Source organism: Arenibacter troitsensis (assembly GCF_900177645.1).
Taxonomy (GTDB): domain Bacteria; phylum Bacteroidota; class Bacteroidia; order Flavobacteriales; family Flavobacteriaceae; genus Arenibacter; species Arenibacter troitsensis.
In genome coordinates, this window is record NZ_FXAO01000011.1 from 65,228 (window position 1) to 84,317 (window position 19,090).

Genomic DNA, 19,090 nt, shown 5'->3' on the forward strand with positions numbered 1-19,090 from the left:
TAATTTGATGCAAAAGTACTATTTATATCCGAAGAAAAAACAGTATCTTTTATCCTAATTATCAGCCTAATAGTTTGAAGCCCCTACCCAACGAAATTGTACTAAGACCAAGGTTCCAGCTTAACCTAAAGGGTCCGGCCCAACCCATTCTACAATTGTTTCAAGAAGTGGACAAGCCTCCTTTTATCGTTAAAGTATCCGATCATCATGTTTTTATAAAATTTAATAAGGCAGAAACCCATTTTTGGTCGCCGCAATTACAGATCGAGATAGTGGACCAGGAGGACGGAAACAGTACCATTTATGGCTTGTTTGGACCGAATCCCACCCTATGGACATTCTTCATGTTTGTCCATTTTGGCGTGGCCACCTTATTTATCATTTTTGGGGTTTGGGCCTATTCCAATCAGGCTTTGGGTAAAGAAATGGGCCTTCAGATCGGTTTGATGGCCTTAATGGTCTTGGCCTGGATTGTGCTTTATATATTTGGAAGGATAGGAAAAAGAAAGGGCAAGCCCCAAATGCATCAATTGCATGAATTTATGCTAAGGCATACCAAAGGTTGAAAGTTCAAAGTTTCTGGTTCACTAGGAGTTGGCAATCGCAATGTATAGTTTTCAGTTCAAAGTTTAAAGTTCCATGTTCTAAACGAAGATTAGCGTAGTCGAAATAGAATTGAGTCAGAAAGAAAAACTATTGACAGTGGCTTCGGCACCGCTCAGCCACCCAACAATAATCGGAGAATGTTATTCATCCAAATAATCATCCAAATAAATATCCAGAGTTACCAAACCGCGCCAATGGGTCCGGCCTAAAATGTTCGACTTCTACTCGTCCAGAAGATAGACTCTGCAGAAGTGACTATTACAAAAAATAATCCCCGAGTATACAAAGCAGATACCCGGGGATTACTTACAAAACCATTTTCAATCTATTTTATTTCGTAAATCGCTACGGTGTTGGAAACTTCATTGGTGATAATGACCAAGGCATTTCCTGTTGGGCTATTTTCCTCTGCAATAGTCACCAAACCTTCTGGGGCAATATCCGAGGCATCAAAAAGCCAGTTTACGTATTCCGGACTATTGGGGTTGGTAATATCATACACCAAAACACCCCCGGTACGCTCCAAACCTACAAACAACAAGGTAGAGTTGCCCACCTTTAAAGTAGTTACAGATTCCGGTTCGGCACCTTTATCATCACTTCTTCCATCGGCCTCACCCTCATCGGCATTAAAATAAGACGGGTTAAGTTCCAAAGTCCTTCTTCCAATTTCATCCGCACTGTCATACACCAAAGTTCCTGAAGTAGACCAGATGGTAAAGGACCTTCCTCCGTAGGCATATATTTTATCAAAGTCACCATCGCCATCGATATCACCATTGGCGGTGGTAATTTTTAACCTTCCCAAATTTTCCTCCATTTGTAGATCAGCGGCATTAGGGAAAGCAGTTGGGTCCAAGATTACGTCTTCTACCCTTTCCTCTTCGGAATATCCATCGTAATCCCTAGAATCCCCTTCATTGGCCGTAATAATATATTCCATCCCATCTAGCTTGGTAAAAGTAATGGCATCCGGCATATAGAAACCAAACACTGGCCAATTCTGAAAGTTCCCTACCAAATCATCCTTATTACTGGCGTCCATCTTATTATCACCAAAAGAATAATCTTTTACACCTAGACCAAAAACATTGGCAATGGCCTTATTCTTTAAATCGACTACGGCAATACCATTATTTTCCTGCAGCGTTACATAGGCAAACCTACTATCGTCCGAAACTGCCACATATTCCGGTTCCACATCTTGGGCAATACTTGCCAACGGACCAAAAACCCTAAAATCGTTCCCTATTGAAGCTGCACTATAGGAAGTAAAAAACATAGTGTTAACTTCATTTTTTTGAACGTCCACTACAGAAATGGAACCCTCTGGATCTACCGAATAATCAGCATTTGGCTCCCCTTCATTGGCAGAAATTATATATTTCCCATCAGGACTAAAAGCAACCATGTCTGGCAATGCCCCTACATTATATGTATTTACCAAGGCTTGGGTCTCAGTATCATAAGTCTGTACTGTACCATTCATTTGTTTATTGGCATTTTCCACGGCCACAGCCAAAAGTCCGTCGTGAACCGCAACACTGTTTGGCGTTCCCGCCAATGAAATTGAGCTTAATTTTACTGAAGAAGAAGGAGATGAAATATCCCAAACGGAAACTTCGGACTGAACTGGATTGACGATAAACAATTTGTTGGTCTTGGGATCAAAGGCACTGATTTCAGCATAACCTTCCTCTCCTGTTCCGTTGGAGAACCCACCTATTTTGGCGAATGTAAGGGTTGATACATCTACATCGTCATTACCGCCACCATGGCCAATATGATCTTTGATACAAGAGGTGAATAGCGTTCCACCTACGAAAAGTGCTAAAAGTGTTTTTTTCATTTTCTTTGGTTATTTATTTAAAACCAAAGATGAAAACTAGCTATAAGCTAAGCGTAAAATAAATAATAACTAATTGTTAAGGATCTAGCTAAAATGTTGTGGGTAAAGAAAAATTTACCTCCCTAGAAACGAACTTTTAAAACACTAACCTTGGTTATAGCCAAAGCGCTTCAACTGATTGGGATCGCTTCTCCAATTCTTGTTTACCTTAACATAGAGTTCCAAATGCACCTGTTTATCGAAGAATTTCTCCAGGTCTTTACGGGCTTCCACCCCTACCCTTTTAAGGGCACTTCCCTTATGGCCTATAATAATTCCTTTTTGGGAATCGCGTTCCACCATGATAACAGAACGCATGCGGATGATATCCTCATCTTCAAAAAATTCCTCGGTGTCGATCTCCACGGAGTATGGAATTTCCTTTTTATAGAATTGAAGGATTTTTTCCCTAATGGTTTCGTTTACAAAAAAGCGTTCTGGCTTATCGGTTAATTGATCCTTGGGATAATAAGGTGGGGCTTCCGGCAACAATTCCAAAATCCGCATAAAAACCTCCTTTACATTAAAATTCTGCAAGGCGGAAATAGGGTGAATTTCAGCCGTTGGCAATTGTTCCTGCCAATATTGAACCTGCTCTTCCAGGATTCCTTGTTCGGAAACATCAATCTTGTTCAACAAAAGCAATACAGGAATGGTACTATTCTTAATTTTTTCAAAAAAGCGCTCGTCCTTCAAGGCCTTTTCCCCAATTTCTACCATATAGATGAGGATATCGGCATCTTCAAAGGCAGATTTTACAAAGTCCATCATAGAGGACTGCAATTCATAAGCGGGCTTTATGATCCCTGGAGTATCGGAAAGTACCACTTGAAAATCATCCCCATTGACAATTCCCAAAATACGGTGCCGGGTAGTTTGCGCCTTAGAGGTAATAATGGATAATTTTTCCCCTACAAAGGCATTCATAAGTGTGGATTTCCCCACATTGGGATTTCCTATAATATTTACAAAACCGGCTTTATGCACCATCTTCCCTTTTTATCTTTAATAAGTGCAAAGGTAGTGGAATCCTTCCATCTATATCATAATTAAGCCTAAAATTACGTAAAGCAGCACTGTTACCAAACCGCCGATCAAGGCATAGGGCAATTGGGTATTAATATGATCTATATGATCACTGGCAGAAGCCATGGAGGAGATAATGGAAGTGTCAGAAATAGGCGAACAGTGATCCCCGAAAACTCCACCCCCTAAAGTCGCGGCTACTATCAAAGGCAGAGGCGCACCGTGGATTTCGGCCATGGGCATGGAAATCGCCATCATAATGGCAAAGGTTCCCCAGGAAGTCCCGGTTGAAAATGCAATAAAGGAGCTGATCACAAAAATAACTGCCGGCAAAAAAGCGGGAGACAACCAATCCTTGGACCAGTTTGCAACAAATTGTCCGGTACCCAAGGCATTACAGGCGTCGCCAATAGCAAAGGCCAATAGCATTAACAATGCCAGTGGCATCAATTCACTTATACCCTTCAATACCAGATCTATCATTTCCTTGGTTTTCATAATTTTTTGGGACCTATAAAGCACCATGGCAACCAAAATCGCCGTAAGAACCGCGTATAGGACAGAGGATGAGCCGGAACCCTGGCCAATAGCCTTAAACACATGATCGCCAAAAGAAGTAGCATCCTCCACGGCATCCCAACCAGTATAGGAAAGATAGAAAGGCATCATGACTACCATGGTTGCCAAGGGAACGATCATATTATAAGCCCTGGCCTTGATCCCTTCTTTGGACTCAAAGGAAGTTACCTCACTGGACAACATAGGTTTGGCATTATCATTCAGCAATTTACCTGTTTCCCTAGTGCGCATTTCCGCTTTCGACATTGGTCCAATATCCTTTTTGGTAATTATCACCACGAAAACGATAACTATTGCCAAGATGGGGTAAAAATTAAAAACTATGGAAGAAAGCATGGTTCCAAACGGATTTTCGATACCCTGTGTAAGCAAAAGCCCCATTATGAATGCTCCCCATGCATTAAAGGGAATTAAAATGGAGGAGGGGGCGGAACTGGAATCGGCTATGTAGGCCAATTTTTCCCTGGGAATCTTCAGTTTATCGAAAACCGGACGATATAGGGTTCCTACCGTTAAGGAACTAATGCTTGTTTCTACAAACAACAAAATCCCCGTAAACATGGCCATAAGCTGCACTACTACCCTGCTATAGCCACTTTGTTTTCTCTCAAAATAGGCTATCACCTTATTAAGCTCGTTAATAAATCCTTCCACCCCTTTGGAGTACTGTATAAACAATAGCAAAGCCCCTACCAGGGCACTGAACATTATGGTTCTGGTATTGCCCGGAGACTTAAAGACATTGACCATCCCTTCAATGGCTGCCAAGGTACCCGTAAAGAAATTCCAATCATTGATGATCACCCAAGAGAACCATATGCCAAAAAGCAGGGCTATATAAACTTGTTTGGTTCTGAGCGCCAGTACAATAGCGATTACAGGCGGTAGGATTGAGAGAAAACCATAGTTATCCATAGATGATCGGGCGAATTAAAGGTGACGGATTTATATTAAAATCGATACAAAATAGAAAGATTTTGGACAATGAGGACTACAACTATCTATTTTTAAATGTTTGATAAAAATTTAGTCTCATTTTTAATATTTAATTGAAAATAGATTTGGGAAATCATAAAAAGCATGTATCTTTGCAGTCCGAAATAATTCAGTCAGCATTATGAACTGAGGGTTTAGAGCCAAGTTGACTATTTTGGAAACGCACATCGCGGGATAGAGCAGTAGGTAGCTCGTCGGGCTCATAACCCGAAGGTCACTGGTTCGAGTCCAGTTCCCGCTACTAGGAAAGCCTTTCAGCAATGAAAGGCTTTTTTTATGGAGTGCTGAGCATGTGTACTTGCTTAGGCAGGCGACATAAAAAAATGACAGCACAACAGCGCTGGAGCTTTCCTTGTAAAGTTACCCCCCTGGCCCTTTCCGGAGCATAGCGAAGGAAAGAATCCAGTTCCTATTTCTATGAAAACCATACTGCTATTTTGGTACAAATCAAATTATTAATCGATACAGCCAACATTCAAAAAGATTGGTTTCTATTTTTATATCATGTTCTCATAAACATTAGTAAATTTATGGCATAGTCCCTTGCAAAGTTACGGGTATGGGCTAAAGAATTTCATATAGCATTGTAGTATCGCGAAAATTATAATTAACCATAAAAATAGCATATGCAAAAAATAATAAGGGCACTTTTGGCTGGTTGGGGAGCTAAAAAAATAGGAGGAGGAAAATGTGGATGTATAGGCGCTGTTATTGTATTTCTAATACTATATTGGCTGTTGGGATACGTTTTTAACTAGTACTGTCTGCACAATAATATTTAAAAGGCGGCCTAACCACTTGAGTGTAGGAATTTCACATCCATTTTTTTTACATTTTTTCGTAAGGCCAATGCGTATCTACACCTTGACTACGAATGAGGCTTTGAAATTTCCGCAAAGCAGCAGGGTCTTTGTAAACCTCTTGGGGGCTTCGTCCCGTTTCCATTAAAAAAGGCACAAACATCCCTATGGCTTCACCAATACTCCATTCCACTGGGTGCAGTCTGTAACATCCGTTGGTAAGGTGGGTGGTTCCAATATTTTTATTTACCGGAAATATATTTTCCATCCGTTGTGGAATTAACGCTCCCAAAGGAATCTGAAATGGAAGGGAAGCAAAGTCGATATAATTATCCCCACCACTACTAGGATGCAGATCGATGTGATAATATCCTATCCCCACACTATCCTGAAAATCCTGGGCACGGGCTTCAGCTTCCGAAACGCCTTGAATACTTGATCTTTGGGTTTTTCCCACATGATGTTCCGTGATACGGAATAAAGGCTTAATTCTTCTAGACTCCCTTATATAGGGGTATTTTGCCAATCCATCATTCGTTCCCATTACATCAGGCCGCAGTCTAATACCTGGCCAGCCTCTCCCTCCATCTGGCCTGGGTGCTTCGGTTTGCAGCCAGTACAACAGAGACAGACTTAATTGTTTGGCCCTATTGATGTGATATTTCAATTCAGTGTCGCTAACATCGACAATATTACCTAAAAAATAATCGTTTTGGGGGTAGTTGACCAAGGTGATATCTCCCGTAAGAAAACCGTCCTCAAAATTATCCTTGGCCAATATCCTGCGATACATCCACAGGTTCAATACCTCCTTCATGTGATTTCCCTGAGGGTCAAAACCCAAATTCTTTGGTAAGAGGGTTCGCGGGTTGGAATAGTTGAGTTCCAGTAATTTTCCGGCCCAAGGCATTTTCATTTCTGGGGTAAAGTCGCGCCAAAACCCATACTCCTCGGGTTTATCAATAGTCCAATCCTCATTGAGCCTATAGTCCATGGCATAACAGACGGTAAAAGCCTGATTATTTGTAGGATCTGCTATTTCTGCCGCATGTAGTTCCCCTGTATCGGATTTGGCTTCGGCACCGGTAACATACTCTGTACCAGTCATGGGCAATAAATCGCCTAATTCTGTTGCGTCCGCAAAGAAAGGCGCCTCTAAACTCCTTATTTCCCCTGTGGAAAGGTTTTTAACCCTTACAGATTGCACTTTGTTCCCCTTGCTAGAGGCATCCAAAGCCACTGTTTCCCTTAAAAGGACCAGTTTACCGGCACTGATATACGGATCGAACATGGTTTCCAACACCCGTAACGAAATTTTGGGCTCATGGCTAATTTCCGAAACACTGGCATTCCCGGGATTAAACCTCTCGTTATCGGCATACTGTTCTTTGATTGGATAATTATTGCGATAATATTCCCTGACTTTTTTTCTAAATTCCCGGTATAATGCGGTAGCTCCAAAATCGTTGATCCATTTATGCTCATCCGGAGGTACGCCCTGTTGGGTTAATTGACCGCCAATCCAATCTGTTTCCTCGGTCATTATTACCGTTAGGCCGTTGCGAAGCGCCCCAAAGGCTGTGGCACAACCACCCGTTCCGCCACCGATTATTACAAGATCTGTTTTTAAGGTCCTACCTTCTATGTTTATACTATTGCCTTTTTTAGAATGCTTTTTTCCTTGGGATGCATAAATGGGGTTTAAAACCAACAACCCCGTACCGGCGGCCAAATTGCCAAAAAAATTTCTTCTTTTCATAGGAAGTAAATTACGAAAATACCTTTACTGCTAATTGCTGGACAATTAACAATATGGACAACAGCACTAAAATAACTATTTTTCACTTTAAGCTAAGCGTTGATGTAGGTATGATGAATTACTGTGATTGGCATGCGTAGTTCTTTTTCAATTACGTTATCCACTTTACTTTTAGGAATGAAATACTATCTACCAGTATCAAAAAAAAGGAACAAGGGATTCCTAAAGTTCCTTTTAGTCTAAACTAACTCAAACTATTTTGAGACTAGCCATAAACGAATATAAAATTGGCTATTTCTTCATTTCTGTCCGCACAGATTTTATCCAAGTAGTATGTAACTTTAATAGTTCGTTCAACTTCTTAGGATTGGACTCGGCCAAATTGTTCTTCTCACCAATGTCATTTTCCAGATTCAACAAGTATAATTTTTCCAACTCCATTTTCTTCCCTCCAACAACAGGTTCTCTTACGTTTCCAATAAGTTTCCACGGACCTTTGCGCACTGCCCATTGGGCCGTTTTGTCGTCATAACTCCCCAATTGCCAGTGCACCACCTCATGACCTGATTCTTTTTTATTATCCAGAATAATGGGCATAAGACTTTTTCCATCCAAATTATTGGGGGCTTTGGAGTTGGTCAATTCAGCTATCGTAGTAAACCAATCCATTTCCATACTCAACTGATCGCGAACTTCATTTGCGGGAATAATTCCCGGATAACGTATTATGGCCGGCACACGGATACCCCCTTCGAACAAGCTGAATTTGCTTCCCCTATAGGGCCCAGCATTACCTCCTCCCCAAAATGCCCTTTCCTCCAAGGAATGCCCGTGATCTGATTGAAAAACAACAATGGTGTTATCCGCTATACCCATCTCGTCCAGATAATCCAGGACATTCCCAATTTTCTCATCCGTGTTGGAGACAAAAGCGGCATATTCCCTTCTTGGCGTTGGAAGATCCTTGTAATGTTCCAACCACTTTGTGGTACCTTGATAGGGATAGTGCGGTGCATTAAACGCCCAATAAATAAAAAAAGGCTTATCCTGTCTGTGGTTAATTACCTGCTTGACTTCTTCCACCATTAAATCGGAAAAATGTTGGCCATCATAATATACCTCCTCTGAATTTCTATACAGGTCGTGTTTGTTAGGCCCGTCCCAATAAAAGGTGTGGGAATAATTATCAATGCAACCTCGCTGATGCCCAAAAAAATAATCAAATCCCTGTCCGTTGGGCAAGTTCTGTTCCCTATGTCCGAGGTGCCACTTACCAATCAGTGCCGTATAATAGCCATTGGGCTTAAGCATCTCTGCCATAGTGATCTGCTCGGTAGGCAATCCATGTTCCCCGCTAATTTCCGCTCGTTCGGGTATTGGAACATTACCCTCCAGACCTGCCCGTAAATTGGTCTTCCCGGTCATAAGGGCGGCACGTGATGGTGAACATACCGGTGCTCCAGCATAGAATTGGGTAAACCTTACACCTTCCTTCACCAACCTATCCATATTTGGGGTATGCAGGTCGGTTGCCCCATAACTATTCAAATCTATGGATCCCTGGTCATCGGTCAAAATTACAATGACGTTGGGCCTGTTCTTCTCCGGAGTTTGGGAAAAAGCTCCATGGTAAAAAAGTAAAAAAAGCAATGCCAATTCAATGCCTATTGATTTTTTAAATACGTTCATTTCGGTCTAATTAAAATTTAGTGGTGTATAAAGATTGCAAAAAATAAATAAACCCAAACCATGAAATGCAGATTTGTTGATGTGTTCAATACCAAATTGTATTTTTATGGAATTATGAGTGATACAAAAGTTGGAGAACAGTTTTCCTGATTCCCTTTAGCAACCAATTCACTCTTATATATTACACCCACGAGTACCAATAATAACATCTATACCCCCAATGTAAATATGCTGTCGGGAAGTTGTGGTTTAATTGTGGGAAATTGGGATTTTCGATTGATAAAAATAAAAAAGGCCCCCAATAACTGGGAGCCCTTTTAACAAACCTAACTTAACTGTAAAATTGTCTTTCTTTTACTTAAAATCTAGTATCCATCATTCTGGATTAGACTCGGATTACGTTCAATCTCTGTCTGAGGAATTGGAAACCTAACACGAAAATCTTCGGCCGACTTACCCCTTTCATTTGCAGACTCAATAAATTTACCGTGCCTAATCAAATCTTGTCTCCTTAAGGCCTCCGTGTGGAACTCCCTACCTCTTTCATCTAATATAAAATCCCTAAATGCTTCTTTAGTAGCAAAATCAGCAATATCAAATGTGCTTACACCAGCAGCATCCCTCACTAAATTTAAAAGATCCACTGAAACTTGGTTTGTCCCATTGAGCTCATTTAGTGCCTCAGCTCTAGACAATAATATATCTGCATATCGTAAAAAAGGAAAATCATCGGATGCCCTACTAATGTCTTGATTAGGATACTCTGGAAATTTCATACTTCGAGCATCATCTTCACCAAGTACAATTGTCTCCCCATCTGCATTTACAAATTCAAATAAAAATGCATCCAATCTTTCGTCTTCAGGTTCAAAAAGTTCAAGAAATTCCGATCTAATCTTAAATTCTGCAGCAAAAATTGCTCTTGGCGGATATTGCCACTGATACCCACGTGGAACAACATGGCTTAACCAACCGTTACCTGTAACATCATTTGGGGTATCTGACATGTTAGCAACAAAAATAAATTCGTTATCACGCTGATTATCAGGACTAAATAAGTTTATTCTATTTCCATCTGTAAATAGGTCGTATACACCTAAATCCATCACTTCTAAAGAAGTATCTGCAGCCTCTTTCCATTTTTTGGTCATCATATAAAATTTGGCTAGGATCCCAAGTGCAGCTCCTTTTGTAGGTCTTCCGTATTCATTTCTCGGGGAGGTCACCGGAAGAATTTCGCTTACTGCCATCAGTTCACTTTCTATAAAGGAAATCATTTCCTCCTCAGTGGCACGGGCAGGACGATCTGTAACTGCAGTTTCACTGGTAACAATTAATGGAACCGGACCAAAAAAGTCAAATAGCAAATAATACGAAAATGCTCTTAAAAACCTTGCTTCTGCCAAAACCTCTTGTTTCCTTGTTTCATCCATCTCAACGCCTGGAACATTATCCAACACTACATTGGCATTGTATATTGTTCTATACCGGCGTTCCCAGGATGATTGCAAATAGCTATGGGAGGAAGTCCAAATAAATTCTTCCATAAGCTCATTGGCTGCGAAAATACCTCCATTACGTTCAATATGGATGTCGGTATTTACCTCATTAAGCGTAATGGCATCTCGGGTTATATCACTATATCTTAATTCTCCATAGACAGAATTAAGAACCACTTCTACATCTTCAGCATTTGTCAAAAAATCGTTTGGGCTTAATGTGGTAAAAGTTTTTTCATCCAGTGCATCTTCGCATCCCGTAAATGCAAGCCACAAAAAAACAATTGAGAAAAGCGTACAAAAATTTATTATTTTTTTCATCTTTTAAAATTTTACGTTAATTCCTAATGAGTATATAGTTGCAAGAGGATATGCATTATAATCGATTCTAACATTGGAAGTACCCAATGCATTTACGTTAGGATTATATCCTTTATAATTGGTAAACATTGCCAAATTCTGTCCGGAAACATACACCAATAATGAAGATATACTATTCATTTTCAAATTAGGGAATGAATAGCCTATTCTGGCATTCTTCAATTGCACAAATGAAGCATCCTCAACTATTCTACTGTTAAAATCAAAAGTTCTCGATGGATTAACAAATGAAGGAGTATCGTTTGTTGGATTTTCCGGTGTCCATCTGTCCAATACATAACGTTGCCTGTTCCTAAGATTGTCTATAGGATTTTCAGAATCAATATTGGTGAAGTTTGCCAATTCATAACCCAATTTACCTTCTAAAAAGACATCTAGCGAAAAACCTTTATAATTTAAAGTATTGTTAAGTCCGAAGGTGAAATCAGGAAATGGATCTCCCAAAACTGTTCTGTCCTTATCGTCTATAATACCATCCTCATTTATATCCTTAAATTTTCGACTCCCTGGCGCCGCATTTGCCTGACTGGGATTGTTGTCAATTTCATCTTGCGATTGAAATACCCCATCAGAAACATATCCATAATACGAATTGATAGGCTGCCCCACCTCAAGTAGCGTAAATTCCTGAATAAACCTTGTTCCACCTTGTAAAATTCTTGGTAGTTCTCCTAGGTTTAAAACCTCATTACGTACTGTGGCTAGATTGAAATCTGTTGTCCATGAAAACTCACCAATAAAATTATTCGATGAAATATTGAACTCGAAACCACTATTTTTAGTATCCCCTACGTTTTGAAGAGAGCTGGAAAAACCGGTTGTTGTTGGCACAGGCAACTCAAGTAATAAGTCTCTTGTCTTATTTCTAAAATATTCCAAAGATCCCGTTAAGCGACCGTTAAGGATACCAAAATCCAATCCAAAATTAAGTGATTCCGTAGTCTCCCACTTAAGATTCGGATTAGCTAACTGTATGGGTGCAATAGATTGAAATTCCTGACCGTTCAAGACAGCGATTGGCCCACTTCCCAACAGCACTAAAGATCTTGCGTTGTTGATTTCCTGATTACCACTTAAACCATAACTTGCCCTTAGCTTTAAACTAGAAACCGGGCTTTCGTCTGAATAAAACGATTCATTTGAAACATTCCAACCAAAAGCTGCGGATGGAAAGTATGCCACCTTGTTATTCTCACCAAACCTTGAGGAACCATCTGCCCTCAAAGAACCGGTTAAAAGGTATCTATCATCAAAATTATAGTTTAGCCTACCGAAGCCAGAAATGATCGTATTCTCATCCCTAGAAGACCCAACAATATTTTGACTGGTATCCCCAGCTCCTAGATTATTGGAACCAAATGAAGAACTTGGAAAATTTTGAGCTGAAGCCCTAAAAGAAGAGTTTTCGAACTTTTGATATGAATAACCCAAAAGAGCATTCAACCTATGCTTAGCACTGAATGTTTTGCTATAATCATTTATAAATTCGAATAGGTAGCTGTCGTTTTCGGTTGAACTTCTAGTGGCCCTTCCTTCAAAAAGAAGTCCTCTTTGGGTCTCCTTATTCATAACTTCATCAAATTCTGTGATCATATGATCATATCCCAGATTAATTCTCGATTTGAAATCTTTGAAGATTTGATAATCAATGAAGGTATTTCCATACATACGGGTGCTTTTTGAGAATTGCTCAATCGTTCTGGCCTGTGCCACTGAATTACTTAAATCCTGTAAGCTAAAGGCATAATCCCCGTTGTCATCATATATAGGCATCGTAGGTGGTAACTGAATTGCAGTTGCAATTACACCTGCATCCCTATTGGTTCCAGTGCCGGATGGTATAAGATCTTCAGATAGCAAACTATTACTAAAGTTTATACCTACTTTCAATTTTTCCCCTATAGAATGGGTTAAATTTACCCTTCCCGTTATTCTCTCAAAACCAGAATCTATTACGATTCCCTCCTGATCAAAATAATTGAGCGACAAATAATATTGTGTATCACTTGACCCCCCAGAAAAAGAAAGACGATGTTCTTGCATAAGGGCTGAGCGCAAAATTTCGTCTTGCCAATCGGTCCCTGAGCCTATAGTATTCATAAATTCCTGACTAAAAGGGGCAGCCACTCCACGATCCAAGCTAAGGGCGTTGTAAAATGCCATATATTCTTGGGTATTCATCAGATCCAGGGTTTTGGATGCATTTTGTATCCCAGTTGTCAAATTGTAATTTATTTCCAATTGGGTATCCTTAAGTCCTTGTTTTGTAGTTATAAGTACTACTCCGTTCGAACCTCTTGCTCCGTAGATTGCCGTAGCCGAAGCATCTTTTAGTACTTCAATTGATTTTACATCCGCTGGGTTTAATGAGTTACCCGGGTTTGCACCTGGCAGACCATCAATCACGTACAAAGGCTCATTACCTGCTGTAATTGAATTGGTCCCCCTAATTCTAATTGAAAAAGCCCCTCCCGGTTCAGCGCTGGTTTGAGTAACTTGCACTCCAGCGATTCTCCCTTGTATAATTTCATCAATAGAGGCCTGTGAATCCGTATTAAGATCTTCACCCTTTATTGAGCTAACAGCACCTGTTAAATCGCTCTTTTTTACCGTGCCATAACCAATTACTACAACTTCCTCCAATCCGGCAGCACTTTCCTCCAAGCTTATCCGAAGGTTCTCGTTTCCATCAACAGCGACCTCTTTACTTGCAAAGCCCAAGTATGAAACCACTAAAACGGCATTTTCATCACTTAAAGAAATAGCGAAATTACCATCAAAATCGGCAATCACCCCATTTGTAGTACCCTTTTCTAAAATATTAGCCCCAGATAATGGTTGTCCAGTGTTATCCAGTACCACCCCATTAACTACAGTTTGTGGCATGGGTTTTTCTGCCAATACACTTAAGGTCTTGTAACTCTTATTTTTCCTAATAGCATTCAGTTCTGAAGCGTAATTACCACTTGGAAAAGCAACCATTGCGCCTATTAGAAGTGTTAACGAGGGTTTTAGTACCCTATGAAATCTCAACTTCCGGGGTAATTCCTGCTTAAGCTTGTTTTTTTTTGTCATTCCGTAAAGTGTTTAATGTTAAATTATTTTCCATTGTTATCTAATTATTTTGCTGTATAACAGCAGGTACTATGAATTAATGGGTTACTTATTCCCTTTCTGGGAGTGTTGTTTCGGGGATCTTTATTGTGATAATTTTAAGGAGAAGGCAAACTTTCCCTTCATTATTTGAAACTGAACAAGTAGATTAATCCACAAGTCCCAACGTCATATACATAAGATTTAAAACTTATATACTAATATTAATAATGAGGGTAAATATAATTTCTATTAAGCGCTTTTAAGATTCTATAATTAGCATAACCATGTACAATATTAACAAACCGTTAAGAAAGGGTTATGAAATAAAAACAAAACTAGGTGGAAGGGCAAAATGCCCAATTGCTTCCGCAGGAACTATTCAAAATAAATACAATTGATATTTCTCTTAGCATTTAATCAACATCAACCAATATTTCATAAATTAGAATTCAGGAAATTAGGAATAATAGCTCGACAACAATTACACGATTATAACCAAAAAAATGGCACTAAATCATGGTAAATTACAAGCCTTCAATTAAAGAAATAGCGGTGTCCTTTTCCAATGGAAATTTTGAACTTGCATTTCCATATTTATCAGAAAATATTACTTGGAACATTATTGGTGAAAATGTGCTCACCGGCAAAACCGACGTAATTGCGAATTGCCAACAAACAGCTGCTTATTTTAAATCTGTCCAGACCAACTTTATAACGGATCATATTATTGTTGCGGACAATAAAGTGGTCGTTAGTGGAACGGCGGAGTTTATAAAGGACGGCAGACGGGTTAATTTTATTTCGGCCTGTGACGTTTATGAATTTAACGGGAACCATGAATTGGAAAAAATCTCTTCTTATTGTATTTCCGATAAAAAATAATAATAAGATGCCTTCACAGGGCATAATTATGACATACCGTAGGATTTAAATTTTCATTATAATCCATGGAAAGTGCAAGAAAGCGAATCGTATTTATCGATTTTAACAAGGTCTTTTCGACTTGATCGGACAACCCTAATTTAAATTATTTAAAACCTTATCGACCTTCAAATGGTATTGGTTGATTTAGAGCTAAACACCAATCTTAAATTTATAATGGTTACCAAACCGGGGATTCTAATTTCCGGCACCTTGAGCGCAATACTTCGAAAAAACCGGACCATTATAAAAAAATTATAACCCAAAATAATTCAAATAGCAGTGATTATCAACTCAAGTACCGAAATTAAATATAAGGTCTCAGCAGATATTGAAATTATCCGCCGCGCAAAAACTCCCAACTTGGCGGTTCTCAACCTTCACAAGCTTTTCCCAACACTCAAAGCCACATTTCCAATGGGCTATTTAATACAAAGTGCTATCTTTAAAGTTTTATTTTTAACCTAAGTGCAGAACAATATTTTGCTAGAATCACCTTCTATGAAAAACAGTATCCTATTCGCCCTAGTATTACTAATTTGCCAAACCTCCTATTCCCAGGATAAAGAAGATACCAAAAAGGACAAATGGGATGTCAACACCCCTGCCCTTCCCTTTAAAAATGTTTCCATCACCACCAACGAAGGGTCTTGGATAAGCCTGGACGTAAGTCCGGACGGGAACCAGATTGTCTTTGATATGCTGGGTGATATCTACACCATGCCAATATCAGGCGGCACTGCCACCCTGATACGGGGCGGCCATGCCTTTGAAGTGCAACCTAGGTACAGCCCGGATGGAAAACATATTAGCTTTACCAGCGATGCCGGCGGGGGCGATAATATTTGGGTGATGAATACAGACGGTTCCGAAGCCGAAAAGATCACCAAGGAAGATTTTAGATTGGTAAACAACGCGGTTTGGTCGGTAGACGGAAACTATATTTTTTGCCGTAAACATTTTACCTCCACCCGCTCTCTAGGTGCTGGCGAAATATGGATGTACCATAAATCTGGCGGCAAGGGTATTCAGCTTACCAAAAAGAAAAACGACCAACAGGATGTTGGAGAGCCTTGGGCTTCACCTGATGGTAAATATGTATACTATAGCGAAGACATTTATCCAGGCGGGGAATTTCAGTACAATAAGGATCCCAATAGCCAGATATATGTTATAAACCGTTACAATTTGGAAGATGGGGAAATAGAACGGGTAACAGGCGGGCCCGGAGGGGCCATACGGCCTGTAATTTCGCACAAAGGTGACGTAATGGCCTTTGTAAAAAGGGTTAGGGAAAAAACAGTGCTCTATCTGCACGACCTTAAAACCGGGAGGGAATGGCCCGTATACGATCAACTAAGCAAGGACCAACAGGAAGCATGGGCCATATTTGGACCCTATACCGGATTCAATTTTACCCCGGATGATACCGCCATCATAATCTGGGTCCAGGGCAAAATCAAAAGAATTGACCTCAATTCCTTAAAGGCCAGCGATATTCCCTTTGAGGCCACGGCAGAACACAAGATCGTAAATGCTTTAAAATTTAAAAACGATGCGGCGCCAGAAACCTTTATCCCAAAGGCTATACGCAATGCGGTAACCTCACCTGACGGAAAAACACTAATATTCAACGCCGCAGGTTACCTGTGGAAAAAAACACTGCCCAATGGCAACCCTGCCCGACTTACCACCGGAAAGGATCTGGAATATGAACCTGCCTTTTCCAAAAACGGCAAATACTTAGTGTACGTAACCTGGAACGATGAGGATATGGGGGCCATACATAGGTTGGACCTCAGCTCCAATAAAAACCGTCCTATTAAACTAACCAATGAAAAGGCAATTTATAGGGAGCCCAACTTTTCTCCAATCAATAACAACCATATTGTATACCGAGAAGAAGATGGCAATCAACATCAGGGATATGTACATACCAAAGAGCCCGGGATCTATCTTATGGAAATAAGTGAATCCAGAAAATCGGGCATCACTACCAGTAAAAAATTAGTGGTAAAGGAAGGTATTTTTCCAAGTTTTAATAAGGATGCCTCAAGGATCTACTACCAAACCGGAGGATATCTATTGGGGAACATCACCAAGACCCTAAAATCTGTCAACCTCCAGGGTAAGGAAGAACGGGAAATTGTAAAATCGAAATACGCACAACGAATCATTCCCAGTCCGGATGATAACTGGCTGGCCTTTACCAATCTGTACAAGGTATATATTGCTGCCCTGCCCAAGACAGGAAATACCATAGAATTGGACGGAAATGCTACCAATGTTCCAGTGGCTCAGGTAGCCCGTGATGCAGGCATTAATCTACACTGGTCTTCGAATAGCGACAAACTAAACTGGACTTTGGGCGATGCCTATTTTAATACCGCCATCAACCAACGCTTCACCTTTATGGAGGGAGCTCCGGATAGTATTCCGGCTATGGACACTGTAGGCCTTAAAATCAACCTAAGCCTTCCAACGGACAAACCCAAGGGAACCATTGCCCTAAAAGGGGCCAGAATCATTACCATGAACAATGATGAAGTTATAGAGAATGGCACCATCATCATCAACAACAATAAAATTACAAACCTTGGCTCCAGTGATGAAATCAATATCCCTGCCGAGGCCAAAGTTTTGGATGTTAGCGGCAAAACCATAATGCCAGGACTAGTGGATGCGCATGCACATCTTAGTCATTTTAGGTTTGGTTTGAGTGCCCAAAAACACTGGCCCTATTATGCCAATTTGGCCTATGGGGTAACCACTACCCACGATCCTTCGGCCAATACCGAAGTGGTATTTTCCCAATCGGAAATGGTAAAGGCGGGAACTATGGTTGGGCCCAGAATTTTTTCTACCGGGGTAATTTTATATGGTGCGGACGGCGACTTTAAAGCTACCGTAAACAACTTGGAAGATGCACGATCGGCCATTCTGAGAACCAAAGCCTTTGGCGCTTTTTCGGTAAAAAGTTACAATCAACCAAGACGTGACCAAAGACAGCAGATCATTAAGGCGGCCCATGAAAAGCAGATAGAAGTAGTTCCGGAAGGAGGATCTACCTTCTTTCACAATATGTCCATGATTTTGGACGGACATACGGGTATAGAACACAATATACCGGTGGCTCCCATTTATGATGATGTCCTAAAATTATGGTCGGCCAGCGAAACAGCCTACACCCCCACCCTGATTGTTAATTACGGCGGATTGAACGGGGAATACTTTTGGTACCAGACCACCAATGTTTGGGAAAACGAAAAACTATTAAAATACACGCCAAGAAGTGTAATTGATGCTCGCTCCAGACATCGTACCATGGCACCTATTAAGGAATATGAAAACGGTCATATCCTGGTTGCCAATGCAACCAAGAAATTGGCCGATGCCGGTGTAAAAATAAACCTCGGTGCCCATGGGCAATTGCAGGGTCTTGGCGCACATTGGGAACTTTGGATGTTGGCCCAAGGGGGAATGAGCAATATGGAAGCCTTAAAGGCAGCCACCATTAACGGGGCCTCATACCTTGGAATGGGGGATCAACTTGGGTCCTTGGAACAAGGAAAGTTGGCCGATCTAATCGTATTGGACAAAAATCCTTTGGAGGATATCCAAAATTCCAATTCGGTGATCTATACCATGATCAATGGACGTTTATACGATACCGAAACTATGAACGAGATAGGCAACTATGATAACCCTAGAAGCCCTTTCTATTGGGAAATGAGCGACTACGCCCCTGCTTTCGATTGGCACGGGGAAACACATACAGGATGTTCTTGTGAGGTAGGACATTGATATAGTGCGTTTAAGACGAGCTTGAATGGGCACGCAGTCCGCATAA

The 19,090-nt window shown here is 40.5% G+C and carries 11 protein-coding genes and 1 tRNA gene; 5 read left to right on the forward strand and 7 right to left on the reverse strand.

Annotated elements, in window-relative coordinates; genetic code table 11:
* The first annotated feature begins 74 nt into the window (after positions 1 to 74).
* Positions 75 to 566: a GTP-binding protein gene (locus tag B9Y87_RS19520; RefSeq protein WP_085500648.1), complete on the forward strand. Its 492-nt coding sequence runs from the start codon at positions 75 to 77 to the stop codon at positions 564 to 566.
* Between the two features lie 365 nt (positions 567 to 931).
* On the opposite strand, the gene B9Y87_RS19525 is transcribed toward B9Y87_RS19520, so the two are convergent.
* From B9Y87_RS19525 to B9Y87_RS19535, 3 genes are all read right to left on the reverse strand, one after another.
* Positions 932 to 2,455 carry a choice-of-anchor I family protein gene (locus B9Y87_RS19525; RefSeq protein WP_085500649.1) on the reverse strand — a complete coding sequence of 508 codons (1,524 nt, stop codon included), beginning with the start codon at positions 2,453 to 2,455 and terminating at the stop codon, positions 932 to 934.
* Between the two features lie 144 nt (positions 2,456 to 2,599).
* Positions 2,600 to 3,484 (reverse strand): GTPase Era, encoded by an 885-nt coding sequence (gene era, locus B9Y87_RS19530; RefSeq protein WP_085500650.1) that lies wholly within the window; start codon positions 3,482 to 3,484, stop codon positions 2,600 to 2,602.
* 48 nt (positions 3,485 to 3,532) lie between these two features.
* On the reverse strand, positions 3,533 to 5,014 hold the full coding sequence (locus B9Y87_RS19535; RefSeq protein WP_085500651.1) for a Na+/H+ antiporter NhaC family protein: 1,482 nt from the start codon (positions 5,012 to 5,014) through the stop codon (positions 3,533 to 3,535).
* A 249-nt stretch (positions 5,015 to 5,263) separates the two neighbouring features.
* Here B9Y87_RS19535 and B9Y87_RS19540 point away from each other — a divergent pair.
* Both B9Y87_RS19540 and B9Y87_RS22340 read left to right on the forward strand, forming a co-directional pair.
* Positions 5,264 to 5,336 (forward strand) — tRNA-Met (locus tag B9Y87_RS19540).
* A gap of 385 nt (positions 5,337 to 5,721) precedes the next feature.
* Positions 5,722 to 5,853, forward strand: a complete 132-nt coding sequence (locus tag B9Y87_RS22340; protein ID WP_262483191.1) for a hypothetical protein — start codon at positions 5,722 to 5,724, stop codon at positions 5,851 to 5,853.
* Between the two features lie 70 nt (positions 5,854 to 5,923).
* On the opposite strand, the gene B9Y87_RS19545 is transcribed toward B9Y87_RS22340, so the two are convergent.
* The 4 genes from B9Y87_RS19545 to B9Y87_RS19560 all read right to left on the reverse strand — a co-directional run bounded on the left by B9Y87_RS19545 (position 5,924) and on the right by B9Y87_RS19560 (position 14,298).
* The gene (locus B9Y87_RS19545) at positions 5,924 to 7,654 is read right to left on the reverse strand and encodes an FAD-dependent oxidoreductase (RefSeq protein WP_085500652.1); all 1,731 of its coding nucleotides are present in this window, start codon (positions 7,652 to 7,654) and stop codon (positions 5,924 to 5,926) included.
* 291 nt (positions 7,655 to 7,945) lie between these two features.
* Complete coding sequence (locus tag B9Y87_RS19550) at positions 7,946 to 9,343, reverse strand: sulfatase family protein (RefSeq protein WP_085500653.1); 1,398 nt, start codon at positions 9,341 to 9,343, stop codon at positions 7,946 to 7,948.
* Positions 9,344 to 9,708: 365 nt separating this feature from the next.
* The gene (locus tag B9Y87_RS19555) at positions 9,709 to 11,163 is read right to left on the reverse strand and encodes a RagB/SusD family nutrient uptake outer membrane protein (protein WP_085500654.1); all 1,455 of its coding nucleotides are present in this window, start codon (positions 11,161 to 11,163) and stop codon (positions 9,709 to 9,711) included.
* A gap of 3 nt (positions 11,164 to 11,166) precedes the next feature.
* A complete protein-coding gene (locus B9Y87_RS19560; RefSeq protein WP_085500655.1) occupies positions 11,167 to 14,298 on the reverse strand; it encodes a SusC/RagA family TonB-linked outer membrane protein in 3,132 nt (1,043 codons plus the stop codon).
* 537 nt (positions 14,299 to 14,835) lie between these two features.
* On the opposite strand from B9Y87_RS19560, the gene B9Y87_RS19565 reads away from it, so the two are divergent.
* Both B9Y87_RS19565 and B9Y87_RS19570 read left to right on the forward strand, forming a co-directional pair.
* Positions 14,836 to 15,201 (forward strand): nuclear transport factor 2 family protein, encoded by a 366-nt coding sequence (locus B9Y87_RS19565; protein WP_085500656.1) that lies wholly within the window; start codon positions 14,836 to 14,838, stop codon positions 15,199 to 15,201.
* A 540-nt stretch (positions 15,202 to 15,741) separates the two neighbouring features.
* Positions 15,742 to 19,044 carry an amidohydrolase family protein gene (locus B9Y87_RS19570; RefSeq protein ID WP_085500657.1) on the forward strand — a complete coding sequence of 1,101 codons (3,303 nt, stop codon included), beginning with the start codon at positions 15,742 to 15,744 and terminating at the stop codon, positions 19,042 to 19,044.
* Positions 19,045 to 19,090 lie beyond the last annotated feature (46 nt).